The 16,469-nt window shown below is 66.5% G+C and carries 12 protein-coding genes; 5 read left to right on the forward strand and 7 right to left on the reverse strand.

All coding sequences use genetic code 11. From position 1 onward, the window contains the following. Nucleotides 1-39 precede the first annotated feature (39 nt). Nucleotides 40-444 (reverse strand): DUF1330 domain-containing protein, encoded by a 405-nt coding sequence (locus EYF70_RS16535; protein WP_218943682.1) that lies wholly within the window; start codon nt 442-444, stop codon nt 40-42. A gap of 180 nt (nt 445-624) precedes the next feature. Here EYF70_RS16535 and EYF70_RS16540 point away from each other — a divergent pair, with 180 nt between their 5' ends. Further along, nucleotides 625-1,575 carry an AraC family transcriptional regulator gene (locus EYF70_RS16540; protein ID WP_218943683.1) on the forward strand — a complete coding sequence of 317 codons (951 nt, stop codon included), beginning with the start codon at nt 625-627 and terminating at the stop codon, nt 1,573-1,575. 96 nt (nt 1,576-1,671) lie between these two features. Beyond that, nucleotides 1,672-4,044, forward strand: coding sequence for a membrane-bound PQQ-dependent dehydrogenase, glucose/quinate/shikimate family (locus EYF70_RS16545; RefSeq protein ID WP_218943684.1), 2,373 nt, complete (start codon nt 1,672-1,674; stop codon nt 4,042-4,044). A 34-nt stretch (nt 4,045-4,078) separates the two neighbouring features. Here the strand turns inward: EYF70_RS16545 and EYF70_RS16550 are convergent, their stop codons facing one another. From EYF70_RS16550 to EYF70_RS16575, 6 genes are all read right to left on the reverse strand, one after another. Continuing rightward, the gene (locus EYF70_RS16550) at nt 4,079-4,843 is read right to left on the reverse strand and encodes an SDR family NAD(P)-dependent oxidoreductase (protein WP_131146386.1); all 765 of its coding nucleotides are present in this window, start codon (nt 4,841-4,843) and stop codon (nt 4,079-4,081) included. Continuing rightward, the gene (gene fucP, locus EYF70_RS16555; RefSeq protein WP_229420415.1) at nt 4,836-6,143 is read right to left on the reverse strand and encodes an L-fucose:H+ symporter permease; all 1,308 of its coding nucleotides are present in this window, start codon (nt 6,141-6,143) and stop codon (nt 4,836-4,838) included. Before fucP ends, EYF70_RS16550 begins: the two co-directional genes overlap by 8 nt. 84 nt (nt 6,144-6,227) lie before the next feature. After that, entirely contained in the window at nt 6,228-7,103 is an 876-nt protein-coding gene (locus tag EYF70_RS16560) for a fumarylacetoacetate hydrolase family protein (protein WP_131146387.1), read from the reverse strand. A 57-nt stretch (nt 7,104-7,160) separates the two neighbouring features. Further along, the gene (locus EYF70_RS16565) at nt 7,161-8,183 is read right to left on the reverse strand and encodes an aldo/keto reductase (RefSeq protein WP_131146388.1); all 1,023 of its coding nucleotides are present in this window, start codon (nt 8,181-8,183) and stop codon (nt 7,161-7,163) included. Further along, nucleotides 8,183-9,406, reverse strand: coding sequence for a UxaA family hydrolase (locus EYF70_RS16570; protein WP_131146389.1), 1,224 nt, complete (start codon nt 9,404-9,406; stop codon nt 8,183-8,185). Before EYF70_RS16570 ends, EYF70_RS16565 begins: the two co-directional genes overlap by 1 nt. Before the next feature lie 2 nt (nt 9,407-9,408). Then, nucleotides 9,409-9,756, reverse strand: a complete 348-nt coding sequence (locus EYF70_RS16575) for a UxaA family hydrolase (protein ID WP_131146390.1) — start codon at nt 9,754-9,756, stop codon at nt 9,409-9,411. Between the two features lie 231 nt (nt 9,757-9,987). Between EYF70_RS16575 and EYF70_RS16580 the strand changes: the two genes are divergently transcribed. The 3 genes from EYF70_RS16580 to EYF70_RS16590 all read left to right on the forward strand — a co-directional run bounded on the left by EYF70_RS16580 (nt 9,988) and on the right by EYF70_RS16590 (nt 16,146). Further along, a complete protein-coding gene (locus EYF70_RS16580) occupies nt 9,988-10,995 on the forward strand; it encodes a pectinesterase family protein (RefSeq protein ID WP_218943685.1) in 1,008 nt (335 codons plus the stop codon). Between the two features lie 177 nt (nt 10,996-11,172). Then, entirely contained in the window at nt 11,173-14,913 is a 3,741-nt protein-coding gene (locus EYF70_RS16585) for a TonB-dependent receptor (RefSeq protein ID WP_229420416.1), read from the forward strand. 138 nt (nt 14,914-15,051) lie between these two features. Next, nucleotides 15,052-16,146: a calcium:cation antiporter gene (locus EYF70_RS16590; protein ID WP_131146391.1), complete on the forward strand. Its 1,095-nt coding sequence runs from the start codon at nt 15,052-15,054 to the stop codon at nt 16,144-16,146. Nucleotides 16,147-16,469 lie beyond the last annotated feature (323 nt).

Here is a 16,469-nt window from a genome sequence, read left to right on the forward strand (position 1 = left end):
CGGCAAAGAGGCGCCGATGCCTGCGCCAGGCTGCGTTGCCTAGTGGTTGGGCGGAATCACTGCCCCCTCGACGATGTACACACGCGAGGTGGCCGACCGATGACGGAAGGGCATGATCTTCCGGTAAGCGGCGGAGTCATACCATGCCTGGGCGCGCTCCCTGCTATCGAATTCGATGACGACCATGCCGCCTTTCGGGCCATCGCCCTCGAGCGTGTCGATGCTTCCTCCGCGCACGATGTATCGTCCGCCAAACGGCAGGAAGGTCGACTCGACCTGCGCGCTGTAGGGCTTCATGCCCTCGCGGTCGGTCACCACGAATTCCGAGATGTAGAACGCCCGCGGCCTGGCTGCGGGCGCCTCCTGTGCGTGGACAACTGCCGTGGCGAACATGGCGATCATGGCTGCCACGAGCCAGCTTCGCATGTCGGGTGCGATGTTCATGTGCTTTCCTTTGACAAGATTGCGTTGCGCTTCAGCGGATTCGACAAGCTTGCGGCCAGCACGATTGAAGCGGTATCCTCATTCTGTCGGCTCATTGCCTGATTCTCTGAGCAAGCCGCAAATCCGTTGGCATCCGTCCCGTCTCGCCTTATCCTTGGGCCGGAAATGGAGACCCCTACCGTGCATCAAACTTCCCCTACCGCTTTGCCGTTTTCCCTGTCCGTGCCGGATCGCCGCGAAGACTTGCGAACGCAGCTGGTCAGCAGCGTGGGCGCCTTGATCGGCACCGAGGCGAGCCTGCAGACGTCGATTCCCGGCGTGACGCTGTATCGCTATTGCGCGCCGACGCTTCCCGAGTCAGCGACCTATGAACCCAGCGTGGCCCTGGTCGTACAGGGAAGAAAGCGCGTTACCCTGGGTCGGACGAGTTTCGACTACGACCCTTCGCGGTTTCTGCTGACCTCACTGGATCTGCCCGTGACAAGCCAGGTCGTCGAGGCCAGCCGGGAGGTTCCTTACCTGTGCATGCGGCTGAAACTGGACATTGCAATGGTTCGCGAACTGCTCGGCCGCGAGCCGGACAAGGCGGGGCTGGCCCGCTCGGGCAAACCCGCGATGACCACCGCGGAGACGACTGCCGAATTCCTCGATGCGTTCGGCCGGCTGCTGGATCTCCACCATGCTCCGCAGGACATCGATTACATGGGCGGGCTGATCAAGCGTGAAATCATCTATCGGATCCTGCAAGGCGCAGCAGGGCAACGTCTACGCTCGATCGCGACGATCGGGGAGAACAGCCAGCGAACGGCCAAGGCAGTCGAGTGGATCAGGGACAACTACACCAAACCACTGCGCGTGGACATGCTCGCCAAGGTCGCCTGCATGGGCGTGTCGACACTTCACCACCATTTTCGTGCGCTGACGTCCATGAGCCCGCTTCAATACCAGAAACAGTTACGCCTGCAGGAAGCGCGGCGGCGCATGCTCGTGGACGGCCTCGACGCCGCGCATGCGGCCTTCGAGGTCGGCTACGAAAGCGCCAGCCAGTTCAACCGCGAGTACAGCCGGTTCTTTGGCCAGTCGCCCATGCGCGACGTTCGTTCACTGCGCGTGGTGGGCGATGACGAATGATGTGGGTGCGTATTTTGGCAGTTGCGGCGGACGCAGGTATCTGAAGCAGTACTGTGGCCAGGTTGATCGGGCAATTCGCCAACACACAAGGAATGGATGATGAATACCTGGCTTGGACGTGCCCATGCCGCTGTGCTGACAGCCATTGGCCTTGTCCTCCTGGCCGGCGGCACCATGCTGGCTGGCGAGGGGGGCTCCTTGTACTACCTGGCCGCCGGCGCGGCAATGTCACTCAGCGGCCTGCTCGCATGGCGCCACGATCCACGATCCGCCAGGGTTTACGGTGTGTTCCTGTTGGCCACCCTCGCCTGGTCGATCTACGAGGTCGGATTCGAAGCATGGGGTTTGATCGCCCGGCTCGGCGCATTGTCGGTCATTGGGGCGCCATTCCTTCTCCAGCGCGGACCAAAGCGCGCGCTGCGTACGGCGGCGCCAAGACGCCTCCGCCTTCGACACGTCGCGTTCGCCCTTGCAGCGGCAATACTCTGCGGTGCGGGGACCCGTGCCTTGGGGCCGGCGCAAGCAATCGATCCGTTATGGGCGCGCGGCAAGGCACCGGCCGTAGCGGCACGTTCCGGTGTTTCGGCCGGCGCGGACCGCAAGGACTGGCCACATTATGGCAATGACGCAGGGGGCTCGCGTTTCAGTCCGCTGGCCCAGATCACGCCAGCCAACGTACGCAAGCTGGAAGTAGCGTGGGAAGCCGACGTCGGCCCCCCGTCGCCCGGCCCACGCGCCAGCCTGCAGGTTACGCCCATCAATATCGGCGATGCGCTTTTCGTCTGCAATGGCCACAACATGGTCCTGTCACTCGATGCCGAGACGGGCAAGGAACGCTGGCGCTACGACCTGAACACGGGCGTCGCGCCGTCAGGCAAGCCTTGCCGTGGTGTCTCCTACTTTCGCGTTACGAATGCGACCGGCATGTGTGCCGAGCGTATTATCGCGACAAACCAGACACCCGAACTGTTCGCTCTTGACGCGTCGACCGGCCGCCCCTGTCCTGGCTTTGGCGAGAACGGCCGCGTACCGCTGCTGGAGGGCATGGGCGACGTTCCGACCGGGTACCATTACGTCAGCTCTGCGCCGCAGATCGTCCGTGGAAATGCTGTCTTCGGCGGCGCAATCATGGACGGGCAATACTGGGGCGAGCCCTCTGGCGTCATTCGCGCCTATGACCTGGTCACTGGCCGCCTGGCGTGGGCGTTCGATGCGGGACGGCCGGACCGCCGCGGCGCCCCGCCTCCTGGCGAAACCTACACGCGCTCGACGCCGAACAGCTGGGCGCCCATCAGTGCAGACGAGGAGCTTGGGCTGGTATATCTTCCGACCGGTAATGCCACACCCGATTTCTATGGCGCCCAACGACGGCCGTTCGACGATGACCTCGCCAGCTCGGTGATCGCACTCGACGCGGAGACGGGCGCGCTGCGCTGGCGTTTCCAGACCGTGCACCACGACATCTGGGACTACGACGTCCCATCCCAGCCAACGTTGGTCAACCTGCCCACGCCCGGCGGCGTGCGGCGCGCACTGATCCAGCCAACGAAGCGGGGCGAAATTTTCGTCCTGGACCGTCTGACAGGCGCGCCGTTAAAGACCGTCAGCGAGCTTCCGGTACCACAGGGGGGAATCGCCCCGGGCGAACGATTGTCGCCCACCCAGCCCTTCTCGACCGCGATGCCGTCGTTCCGTGGCGCCATGCTGCGCGAGTCGAACATGTGGGGGCTGACCCCTGTAGACCAGATGATGTGCCGCATCATGTTCAAGCGGGCGCGCTATGAGGGAACGCTCACGCCGCCGACGCCGGGGCGCTCCATCATCCTGGATCCGGGCTACGGCGGGGGCATCAACTGGGGCAGCATATCGGTCGATATCGACCAGAACGTCATGATCGTCAACTGGATGCGGATGCCGACCCGTATCGAACTGATGCCGCGCGCCGAGGCAACCGCGAGGGGCTTCCGCCGTTTCGATGGCAGTACCGGACAGGGTAGCCCACAGGCGCCAATGGAAAACACGCCGTATGCGGCGACGGTCAAGCCATTCGTGTCGCCGCTGGGCATCCCGTGCGTCAATCCACCATGGGGACTCATCACTGCCGTGGACCTGAAAACGGGCCAGGCCATCTGGAGCAGGCCATTGGGAACCGGCCGGGACAGTGGCCCATTCGGGATACGCTCCCGTCTGTCGGTGACGATGGGCGTACCCGGCAGTGGCGGTTCGGTGACGACGCGGGGCGGGCTTGTCTTCACCGGCTTCGCCGTCGACAGCATGTTCCGTGCTTTCGATACCGCAACCGGGGAACAGCTCTGGCAGGCGGATCTGCCCGGGTCGGGCATGGCAACGCCGATGTCCTATGCGTCGCCGCGCAGCGGCCGGCAGTTCGTCGTGGTCGCCGCCGGCGGCAGGCCGGGCATGAGCGCGAGGCTCAGCACGAAAATCGTCGCCTATGCCCTCCCGAGGTAGCGCGGATCGGCGACCTCCCGATCGATCGCCAGCCTCAGGTATTGAGCGTGATGAACCCGCCATCGATCGGATAATCGGTGCCCGTGATGAACGATGCTTCGTCGCTGCACAGGTACAGCGCCAGGGCCGCCACCTCGTCCGGCTTCGCCATGCGCCCGATCGGCTGCGTCTTCGACAGCTTCTCGAACATCTCCGCTTCCCGGCCAGGGTAGTTCTTCGCCAGGAAGCCATCGACGAACGGCGTGTGCACGCGCCCCGGCGAGATCGAGTTGCAGCGGATGCGGTCGGCCAGGTAATCCTTCGCCACCGACAGCGTCATCGCCATCACGGCGCCCTTGCCGGTCGAATAGGCGAAGCGGTCGGCTACCGCCACCCACGCGGCCACCGAGGCCATGTTGAGGATCACGCCGCCGCCGTTCTCGCGCAGTCGAGGGATGGCCGCGTGCAGGCAGTTGTAGACGCCCTTCACGTTCACGGCCATCACCCGGTCGAAGTCCGCCTCGGCGGTGGTGTCGGCCTTGCCGATATGGGCGATGCCGGCGTTGTTGACGAGGATGTCGAGCGGGCCGATGGCGGCGAAGGTGGCCAGCACCTCGGGCTGCGCCGCCACGTTGCAGGCGTGCGCGGTGGCGGAACCGCCGTCGCGGCGGATCTCCTGCACCACCTCGCGGGCCGCGTCCTCGGCGACATCGAGCACGTGGACGGTTGCGCCCCGCGCCGCGAACAGCCTGGCGATGGCTTTGCCGATGCCGCTGCCGGCCCCCGTGATGACGGCTTTCTTGTCGTTCAGTTCAAACACGTTTCAACGCTCCGTTCGTAAGGGGAGGAACCGGCGCCGCGCTGCGTTCGTGGGCCAGCACCGTGCGGGCGAACCAGGCGACGACGAGGAAGCACACCAGCGGCACCGCATAGCCCAGCTGGATGCTGTGCGTGACGTCGCTGATGAAGCCGAATGCCAGCGGCAGCAGCGCGCCGCCGACGATGGCCATGATGATCAGGCTGCTGCCCATTTCCGTGCCGGCGCCCGCATCCTTGATGCCGAGCGCGAAGATGGTGGGAAACATGATCGACATGAAGAACACGATGCCGATCACCGCCGCCACGCAGGCCATGCCGCTGGCGAACATCGTGACCACGCACAGCCCCGAGCAGATCAGCGCATACACCAGCAGCAGCCGGGCCGGCGCCACGTATTTCATCGCGCACGTGCCGGCGAAGCGCCCGGCCACGAACGCCACGCCGCAACCCCAGCCCAGGTAATCGGCCGCCGCGATCTGCGACAGGCCGGCCGCGCTGGCGGCGAACAGGATGAAGAAGCTGAACACGCACACCTGCGCGCCCACGTAGAAGAACTGGGCGATGACGGCACGCCGGATCGGCCCGTGCCGCCATGCCTGGCCGATGGCGCCGGCCACGCCCTCGTCCGAATCGGCTGCCTTGCGCTCCGGTTCCGGCAGCCGGATGAAGTAGAACACCACGGCGATGGCGAAGATCACCAGCCCCAGCACCAGGTACGGCCCCTTGACGCTGGCCGCTTCGGCCGCCAGCGCGGCCTGCCGGGCGCCTTCCGTCATCGCCTGCAGCTGCTGGTCGGTCGCACCCTCGACCAGGATCAGCCGCGCACCGACGATCGGCGCGACCGCCGCGGCCAGGCCGTTGAACGATTGCGCCAGGTTCAGGCGCTGGGTGGCCCGCTCGGGGCGGCCCAGCAGGGCGGCGTACGGATTGGCCGCCGTTTCCAGCAAGGTCAGGCCGCAGGCGATGATGAACAGCGCCGCCAGGAAGACCACGTAGCGATGCGTGTCGGCCGCCGGCAGGAACAGCAGCGAGCCGACGCCGAACAGCACCAGTCCGGCGATGATCGTGCACCGGTAGCCGGCCCGGCGGATCAGCAGTCCGGCCGGCAGCGCCATCACGAAATAGGCGATGTAGACGGCCGAATCGACCAGCGCGGCCTGCAGCACCGTCAGGCTGAACGAACGGCGCAGGTGCGGGATCAGGATCGGATCGAGGTTATGCACGAAGCCCCACAGGAAGAACAGCGTGGTCAGCATCATGAAGGCGAACTTGTAGGAACGCCGGGCGGCCGGTACGGTCATGTCTAACGTCTCCAGTGGGGGCCGCGTACATTGCGCGGCCCTGTTCGGGTCAGAATAACTGCCTTGGCTCCAGGAGGAGCATGATCACGCGTCGATCAGTTCCTCGTTCCACGCATGCACGGTCTGCTGCTGCTCGCCCAGGCCGCTGATCCCCAGGCGCATCATGTCGCCGGGCTTCAGGTACACGGGATCGGGTTTCTGGCCCAGGCCCACGCCGGGCGGCGTGCCGGTGCTGATGATGTCGCCCGGGTGGAGGGTCATGAAGCGGCTGATGTAGCTGACCAGTTGCGCCACCGTGAACACCATCGTGCGGGTGCTGCCCTGCTGGTAGCGCTTGCCGTTCACTTCCAGCCACAGGTCGAGGTTCTGCGGGTCCGGCACTTCGTCGGCGGTGACCAGCCAAGGGCCGACGGGGCCGAAGGTATCGCAGCCCTTGCCCTTGTCCCACTGGCCGCCCCGCTCCAGCTGGTATTCGCGTTCGGACAAGTCATTCACCACGCAATAGCCGGCCACGTAGTCGAGCGCCTCGCTTTCTTCCACGTAGCGTGCGCGGGTGCCGATGACGACGCCCAGCTCCACTTCCCAGTCGCTCTTGGCCGAATCGCGCGGCAGCACCACCGCGTCGTTGGCGCCGACGATTGCGCTGGTGGCCTTCATGAACAGCACTGGTTCGCTGGGCACCGCCATGCCCGATTCGGCCGCATGGTCGGAATAGTTCAGGCCCACGCAAATGAGCTTGCCCGTATCGGCGACGATCGGCGCCAGGCGCGCCGGCGCACCGGCTGTCGCCACGGCGGGTAGCGTGCGCCAGTCGAGCGCTTTCAGGCGAGCCAGCGTTTCCTTGCCCAGGTGGGCCGACGTCAGGTCGGCGATGTGGCCAGACAGGTCGCGGATCCGGCCTTCCGGATCGAGCAGGCCGGGTTTCTCGTCGCCCTTCGGGCCGTGGCGCAGCAATTTCATGGGTTTCCTTTGCAGATTACTCGGGTGGTCGTTGAACAGGAGAATTCATATGAAAGCTCAGGCAGGCAGCGGCACGGGCGCGCGCGGGTCGATCAAGCCTTCGCGGGCCAGCGTGGCCCACAGCCCGGCTGGAATCGCCTGCGCGAACCAGGCGGCGTTCTGGCGCAGTTGCGCCGGGCTTTGCGCGCCGGGAATGCAGGAGACCACGGCCGGATGGGCCATCGGGAATTGCAGCGCGGCCGCCTGCATCGGCACGCCGGCCTCGCGACAGACGGCGCCGATCGCCTCGACGCGGGCCAGGATGGCGGCCGGCGCATCCTCGTAATTGAATTTGCGGTTGCCGGCCAGGATGCCGGAGTTGAACGGTCCGCCGATCACGATCCCCACGCCCCGCTCCACGCAGCGGTCCAGCAGCGGTGCCAGCGACGCCTGTTCGAGCAGCGTGTAGCGGCCCGCCAGCAGCGCGCAGTCCAGGTCGCACACCGCCATCGCATCGGCCACGGCTTCCCATTCGTTGACGCCGAGGCCGAACGCGTGGATGGCGCCCTCGTCGCGCAGCTTCACCAGCGCGCGGAAACCGCCGCCGTTCGTCAGCTGGTCCCAGTGGAAGCCATGCCGCGCGCCGTGCGTGACCCGGCCGATGTCGTGCACGTACAGGATATCCACGCGGTCCAGGCCCAGGCGCTGCAGGCTGTGTTCGTGCGAACGCAGGATGCCGTCGTAGGTATAGTCGAAACGGGGCCGGAACGGCAGCGGCGCGGCCCAGCCGCAGTCGCCGGGCCGCACCGAGCGGTCGGGTTCCATCAGCCGCCCGACCTTGGTGCTGATCACGTAGTCGCCGCGGGGCCGCCCCCGCAACGCCGCGCCCAGCCGGTGCTCGGACAGCGTGAAACCGTAATACGGGGCCGTATCGAAATAGCGGATGCCCAGCTCCCAGGCGGTATCGACGATCGCGCGTGCGGCGGCGTCGTCGATCGCCTCGTACAGGCCGCCCAGCTGGGCGCAGCCGAGGCCCATGCAAGTCGCCGGGATGGCGTTGCCCGAAGCGCGCCCGAGACCACGCGTTGCATGAATATCCATCAGGCGGCCCTGAGCGGATAGCAGCCCGGCCCGGAAGGCTCGAACTGTTTATAGGTGAGGATGAATTCCTGGTGGCCCAGTGCCTCGGAACACGTCTCCTCGCCGTTCGCCACCCGCGCCACCAGGTCGACGATCTCGTCGCCCACCTGCTGCAGCGAGGCCTGGCCAGCCAGGATGCGGCCGGCGTTGACGTCCATGTCCTCGGCCAGCCGTTCATAGGTGGCGGGATTGGCGCACACCTTGATGACGGGGGCGATGGCCGAGCCGACCACCGAACCGCGGCCGGTGGTGAACAAGGTGATATGCGCGCCGCACGACAGCAATTCCACGATCTCGGCATTGTCGGAGATATTCGGGAAACCAAAGCGCACTTCGCCGTCCGGCACCACGTCGAGCAGGTACAGGCCGCCCGTTGCCGGCTGGTCGCCCGGCTTCAGGATGCCGGCGATCGGCGACGCGCCGCTTTTGGCGTAGGCGCCCAGCGACTTCTCTTCCTGCGTCGTCAGGCCGCCGTCGGCGTTGCCGGGCGCGAAGCTGCCATGGCCCAGCACCGTGTAGTAGCGCGCCGCCTTGTCCACGCAGCGCACGATCGCGTCGCCCAGTTCGGGCGTGGCGGCGCGCCGCTTCATGTGGAATTCGCAGCCCACCAGTTCACCCGTCTCTTCGAAGATGCAGGTGGCGCCGGCGCCCACCAGCTGGTCGAACGCCGCACCGACGGCGGGATTGGCCGTGATGCCGCTGGTGCTGTCGGAGCCGCCGCAGATCGTTGCCACCACCAGTTCATCCATCCGCATCGGCACGCGCGGCTGCCCGGCCAGCGCTTCGAGCGCCCAGCGCACCCATTCCACACCGTCGGCCACGCTGGTGCGCGTGCCGCGGTTTTCCTGGATCGTGATGGTGTGCACCGGCCGGCCGCTGGCCGCCACGGTTTCCTCCAGGCCGCGGCGGTTGAAGCTTTCGCAGCCCAGCGCCACGATCAGCGCGGCACCCACGTTCGGATGCGTGGCCAGGCGCTTCATCATGCGGTCGGCGTAGTCGTTCGGATAGCAGCCGGGGAAGCCGATCAGGTGCACCGGCTGGCCGTGGAAGGCATTCACCACCAGCCGCGCCACGTGGTGCGCGCATTCGACCGTGTAGATCACGGCCACGACGTTGCGGATGCCCTTGCGGCCATCGTCGCGCAGGTAGCCGGCCAGCGCCGGCGGCGAAACGGGATCGTTCATGATCAGTGGGTACTCCCGATGAAGGACTTGCTGTCGTCGGCCAGGGTATAGGTCGGAATGTAGTCGCTGGCGAGGTTGTGCGTGTGCAGGATCGCGCCCTGCGCGACCGGTGCCGTGACGGTGCCGATCAGCGCGCCGTAGCGCAGCACCTTGGCGCCCGGGGCCAGCGCCACGCGCGCCACCTTGTAGCCCAGCGGGACAGCTTCCGGCAGGGTCACGCGGACACCATCGATGACGACCACGTCGCCGGCGGCCAGCTGCACGCGGGCGATCAGGCAATTGTCCTCGGGGGACATCAGCAACAGCTGGGAAAACTGGGGGGGCGCCACCGGCGCCGGATCCTGGACCATCGCGGCCATCTCCATCAACACGGACACCATCCAATGTATTAAATATATTCAATACCGTCAACGGCTTTTTTGTGGATGGTTACAGCGCTCATCGACGTGATTGTTTGCGTAACCATTTTTACGACACTGTCCTGATAGTTGAGAAAAAACGTTTTACCGAATACGCATTTTCATGTGAACTTATTGCTACGCTTCCTTGAAACCAACAATGAAAAATTCCACGGAGGAGACATGACCAGACCCATCCCGCACGCCCTCGCCTGCGCCATCCTGGCAATGCTGTGCGCCGCCACCGGCGCCCTGGCGAGGGACCGCACCATCGTCGTGGCACCCGACGGAAGCGGCGATGTCCGCACGGTGCAGGAAGCCTTCGCGGCCGTGCCGGACAACAGCCCGGAACGCACCGTCATCCTGGTGAAACCGGGCGTGTACGATGGCCAGAAGATCCTGCACAAGGAAAAGAAAAACGTTACCCTGCAAGGCGAGGCGGCGGCCACCACCATCCTCACCTGGCACGCCAACACGAACGAGGAGCAGCCGCCTGGCACCGACCTGCGGCACAAGGGGACCGCCCTGGTCGTGCTGGCCGACGACTTCCGCGCCGACAGGCTGACCTTCCGGAACACCTCCGGCGACCATGGCCAGGCGCTGGCGCTGCGCATCGATGGCGACCGCGCCGTGGTCACGAACAGCCGCCTGCTGGGCTGGCAGGACACGGTCATGCTGAACAATGGCCGGCACTACTTCCGCGACACCTACATCGAGGGCCGCGTGGATTTCATCTACGGCAGCGCCACGGCGGTCTTCGACCGGTGCGAGATCAAGAGCAAGAACGGCGGCTACGTGACGGCCGCCAGCACGCCGGCGGAACGGAAACACGGCTTCGTGTTCATCGACAGCACCCTGACCAGCGATCCCGCGCCGTGGGTGGACCCGGCCGGCAAGATCGACGCCAAGGCCCCGACCCCGCTGGCCTTCCTGGGCCGGCCATGGCGCCCCCATGGCGCCGTGGCCTTCATCAATACCACGATGGGCGCCCACATCCGGCCCAAGGGCTGGCACAACTGGGGCAAGCCGGACAACGAGAGAACCGCGCGCTACGTGGAGTACAACAGCCGCGGCGAAGGCGCCGACCCGGGCAAGCGGGTCGCCTGGTCGCGGCAGCTGAGCGAGGCCGAGGCGCGCCAGTACACGGTGGCGAACATCCTCGGCGGCAGCGACGGGTGGCGGCCCCTGTAGTGCGTCCACTGTAGTGCGTCCAGTTTAGTGCGCGACGCGCCGCGCTTGGCGGCGCGGCAGCCAGTTCCCGACCCGGACCACCGGGCCGGTTCCGTATCCATTCCAGACAATAGCGGCCCGCCAGGCCGCCGGCCCCGGCACGCCCGTGCGGGGTACCAATACCAACCGGAGGAGACCATGAATCGTACCGCCAGCCATCCCAGCAAGACCAAGTTCGAAGTCAAGCGATCAACCCACGCCGTCTCGCTGGCTCTCCTGTCGCTGGCCGCCAGCCAGGCCGCGCTGGCCCAGCAATCGCCGGCTGGGTCCAGTGCGGCGGCCGAAAACGGCCCGGTACACCGGGTCGAGGTCGTGGCTACCCGCGCTTCGCAGCAGTCCGGCATCGAGCGCAAGAAAAACGCCGCCACCGCGATGGATTCGATCGTCGCCGAAGACGTGGGCTCGCTGCCCGACCGGAACGTGGGTGAAGCCATCTCGCGCATGGCGGGCATCGTGCTGGATCGCGGCGACTACGGCGAGGGGGTGACGGTCTCGGTGCGCGGCAACGGCGCCGACCTGACCCGCGTGGAACTCGATGGCCAGAGCGTGCAATCGGCCGGCGGTACCGATGCCGGCGCCACCGGTGGGCCGAACAGCCGCGGCACCGAGTTCCGCCAGCTGTCCGCTGACCTCATCAAGAGCGTCGACGTGGTGAAAGGCTCGACGGCGGACATGACCGAAGGCGCGCTGGGCGGCGGCATCGTCATCAAGACGCGCACCGGCCTGGACTTCAAGAAGCCGTTCGCCTCGCTGCGCCTGGGCGGCAGCCAGAATTCGCTCGACAAGAAATGGAAGCCGGACGCCAACCTGATCCTGGCGAACAAGTACCTGGACGGCCGGCTCGGCCTGATGCTGAACGCTTCGCACAGCACGCTGAACAACGAGGCCCACTCGATGCAGGTGTCGCAGACGGCCCAGCAGGGTTACTACCGCCTGCTCGACTTCGATGGCTCGCCGGAAAAGACCTATGCCTTCCTGCCCAGCACCGTGGCCAGCGACGACATGACGGCCACCACGCCGATCCTGCGCACGCCGATGGGCGGCAGCAATTTCCTGAACTCCGAATCGCCCCTGTCGCTGGTCACCAAGTCGGCCGGCGCGCAGACAAAGCAGGATTGCCACAACCTGTTCCCCGACCTGTCGCCCGCGCAGCTGGCGCTGATACCCACCAACAGCCAGGGCCCGGCGCGCGCGCAGCGCGGCAACGAGCTGCTCACCTGCCTGAACCAGTGGAACGACTACACGCCATCGAACGTGCGCTACTTCATCAAGAAGGAACACGACCGCAAGGACAACCTGGACCTGCGCGGCGACTTCAAGGTGAACAACCGGCTCACCGTGTACGCCAAGGGCAGCTTCAACCGCCGCGAAACGCGCATCGAGCAGATGACCTACCAGCTCGGCCTAGTGAAGAATCCGAACCAGTTGCCCAACCCGCTGATCACGCCGGGCTACACGGGCGTGGTGTTCGCCGACGATGCCGCCAACAATATCCGCAACGCGGTACCCGGCTCCGGGTTCTTCCAGTACCCGGGCGGCTATTCCACGCGTTCCAACAACTATCCGATCCAGGGTGCCGTCACCAATATCGATCCCGCCTCGGTGCTGGTCGACTCCAGCCACCACCTGACGCGCTTCACGGTCTCCGATGGCCAGGCGATCCCGGACCAGACGCTGGAATTCGCCCGCACCATCAGCCGCTACCTGCAGACCGGCGGCACGTACCGCAACAACGGCCTGACCGCCGAATTCTTCTTCGCTGACGCCCGCTCGGACTTCCGCCGCGTGCAGCAGCGCATGAGCTACACGCTGAACACGGGGCCCACCACGTTCCAGCTCGATCCCAGCGGCCTGTGGGGCTTCGATTTCCCGGCCGGCGTCAACCAGGCCGACCCGCCCGGTTATGCGGCGCTGTTCCCGCGCACCGTCGGCGAGGCCAAGCTGGGCAACACCAACACGATCTACCGGCCGAACTATCCGGCCACCGTGCAGCCGCTGCGCACCACGGCGACAGGCATCCTGTGGCTGCCGCAGATCCGTGAAACGGGCGAGCGCACGGCCAAGCTGGACGTGACGTACATGACGCCGGACAGCATCCCGTTCTTCAAGCGCATCAAGGCCGGCTTCAACCTGCGCGACAGCTACAGCAACTCATGGGAAGGCGGCGCCGGCGACCGGACGGTGCGGGCAGCACAGGGCACCTACGGCACCCCAGGCTACGTGCCGGGCATCTACCTGCCGCAGGCGCGCGTGGACAACCGTTTCGAAGGCTGCCAGAACACCGCCGCCTCGCTGGCGCCGGGCGGCGACGCCTGCCAGTACGGCATGAATCCACCGGGCGACCCGCGCTCGGGCCGCGACGGCACGCTGGTGCTGACGCCGCAGGAATTCCAGAACATCATCGCGCAAACGCTGACCAAGCCGGCCACCGGCACCTCGTTCTTCCACGGTGCGAAGGACCGGCCGGCCATCCTGCCGCAGAACTGGATGGGCATCGACATCGCCAGGGCGGTCGAGCTGACCAACTTCGCCAACCGCAACTGGGATTGCGTGAAGACGTGCACGGCGACCGACGGCAAGGTGTACGAGCAGCCCGTCAACAAGCTCAAGGAACGTATCGACGCGTTCTACCTGATGACCGACTTCGGCCTGGACCATGTGCCGTTCACCGATCGCGAGCTGCCGTTCGGCCTGGAACTGGACGGCAACGTGGGCGTGCGCTACGTGCGCAGCCGCGTCAACGGCACCGGCACGATGACCTTCACCTCGTATTCGAAGACGGCGCTGTACGATCCGGAAGACCCGAGCAATTCGGCCGGCTACGTGCAATCGTCGATCGTGCAGAATACCTCGGTCGACGCCTCGACCACGGACGTGCTGCCCAGCCTGAACCTGGCCACGTGGCTGCGCCCGGACGAACTGGTGCTGCGCTACAGCGTGGCGAAGACGGTGGCGCGGCCGCCGATCCAGCAGTTGCTGCCGGCCAGTACCTGCATCTACGACGAGCGCGCGGCCGACCTGGATGCGGACGGCACGCAGCGCTGCAACGGCACGATCGGCAATCCGGCGCTGAAGGCCCGCAAGAACGTCAACCAGAACCTGTCGCTGGAGTACTACCCGAACCGCGACACGATGTTCAGCCTGGCCTACTTCACGCAGAAGGGCAAGGTGGGCCAGTTCATCACCGAAGGCGTCAGCGGCGGCCAGCTGTTCGCCGGCTCCGACCTGGTGGACCCGCAGACGGGCGTGAAGCTGTCCGACCTGCCGTTCAGCTACTCGACCTACGTGAACGGCCCCGTGTCGACCCGCAAGGGCGCGGAATTCAGCACCAAGACGGCGTTCACGTTCCTGCCCGGCTTCCTGGCCAACACCGGCTTCGATGCCAACTACACGAAGGTGAAGTCGAAGCACGTGAATGCAGCCATCGTCGACCTGCTGACCGGCACGCCGCTGCCGCCGGCGCGCGAATCGGAATCGCAGTACAACGTGGCGCTGTGGTACGACGATGGCCGGCTGTCGGCCCGCGTGGCGCTGCAGGGTGCCGCGGCCTGGTTCACCTGCATCTCGCCGTGCGGCCAGACCCCGCGCGAACTGATCAACTACCCGGCGCAGGGCGTGAACGTGAACAACTCGACGCCGAAGATCTATTCGCCCGGCTCGCCGAACTTCAAGGATGCCACGCGCTTCATCGATGCCAAGATCGGCTGGAAGTGGCGCCCGGACGTGGAGTTCTTCCTGGAAGGCCGCAATATCGGCAATGCCACCACGTCGAACAGCCAGGCACACTACGCACCGCTCGGCGATGGCGTGCCGAACCTGCTGGACTACGCCTATGCCGGCCGCCGCATCATGGTCGGCGTGTCGTTCCGCACGCTGTAGGCGCAAGGCGCGGCGGCGAACCGGCCGGCGTGAAGGCGATGGCGCGTGCGGGTCACCGCGGCCGGGCGTGTACACTGCGCGCGGACCGGCCCCGCATCGCCAGGGGCGGTGACCGACGTCAACGACCGAGAGAGCACCATGAAAATATCCAACTCCCTGCCCGCGTGGACGATCGCCGCGCCTGTCGCCGCGTGGCTCCTGCTGGCCGGCAAGGCCGCCGGCCTCGGCGACATGCTGGGCGGTACCTATATCGTGCTGCTGGCCGCCGGCCTGTTCGCCGGCGTGCTGGCCGCCGTGTTCCACGCGGAAGTGGTGGCGCACCGGATCGGCGAACCGTACGGCACGCTGGTGCTGGCGGTGGCGGTGACCTCGATCGAGGTCGCGCTGATCGTGTCGCTGATGATCGCCGGCGGCGAAGCGACCACGGGGCTGGCGCGCGACACCGTGTATGCCGCGGTGATGCTGATCCTGAACGGCATGGTCGGCATCTGCCTGCTGGCGGGCGCGCGGCGCCATGGCGAGCAGCGCTTCACCCAGACCGGGGTATCCGCCGCGCTGGCCACGCTGTCGGCGATCGCCGTGCTGACGATGGTGCTGCCGAACTACACCACCACCACGCCGGGCCCCGTCTACAGCAGCAGCCAGCTGGTGTTCATCGCCGTCATTTCGCTGGTGTTGTACGGCACCTTCGTGCTGGTGCAGACCGTGCGGCACCGCGATTACTTCCTTCCCGAACTGGCGGCGGGCGACGAAGCGGTGCATGCGCCGCCACCGCCGCTGAAGGTCACCTGGTGGAGCGGCGCGCTGCTGCTGGCCTGCCTGGGCAGCGTGGTGCTGCTGGCCAAGTCGCTGTCGCCGCCGCTGGAAGCGGCCGTGCTCGCGCTGGGCGCGCCGAAGGCGCTGGTCGGCATCATTATCGCCGCGGTGGTGCTGCTGCCCGAGGGGATCGCCGCGTTCCAGGCGGCGCGCGCGAACCGGCTGCAAACGAGCCTGAACCTGGCGCTCGGTTCGGCCCTCGCCAGTATCGGTCTGACGATTCCGGCGGTGGCGATCGTGTCGCTGATGAACGGCTGGACCCTGTCGCTGGGCATCGACACCAAGTCCACCGTGCTGTTGCTGCTGTCGATCATCGTGGCCACGCTGTCGCTCGGCAATGGCCGCACCACCATCATGCAGGGCATGGTGCACGTGGTGATCTTCGCCGTCTACCTGTTCATCACCATCGTGCCGTGAGCATCACGGCGACATTGCGCGCCATGCGGGCGGCGCGATGTCCTTCAGCGGCGTGGGCGGCACCGCGCCGGCCATGTCGCCCGCCAGGCGCATGCCATCGGCCAGCATGATGCAGTCGACGTTCTCCGCCGGTGAAGCCGGCCACCGGCATGCCGGCGGCCATGGGGCTCCCGCCGCGGTGATGGCCTGCGCGTCCAGCCCGGTGTACAGCCCGGCCAGCCCACGGCGCCGGATGCGAGGCCGCGTACAAACAGGACACACCGGCGGGATTTGCCGGCAGGACGCCGGGCAATGGCACCCGGCGGGTACTGATGAATTTGCCA

Origin of the sequence: Pseudoduganella albidiflava (assembly GCF_004322755.1) — a bacterium.
GTDB classification, from domain to species: Bacteria; Pseudomonadota; Gammaproteobacteria; order Burkholderiales; family Burkholderiaceae_D; genus Rugamonas; species Rugamonas albidiflava.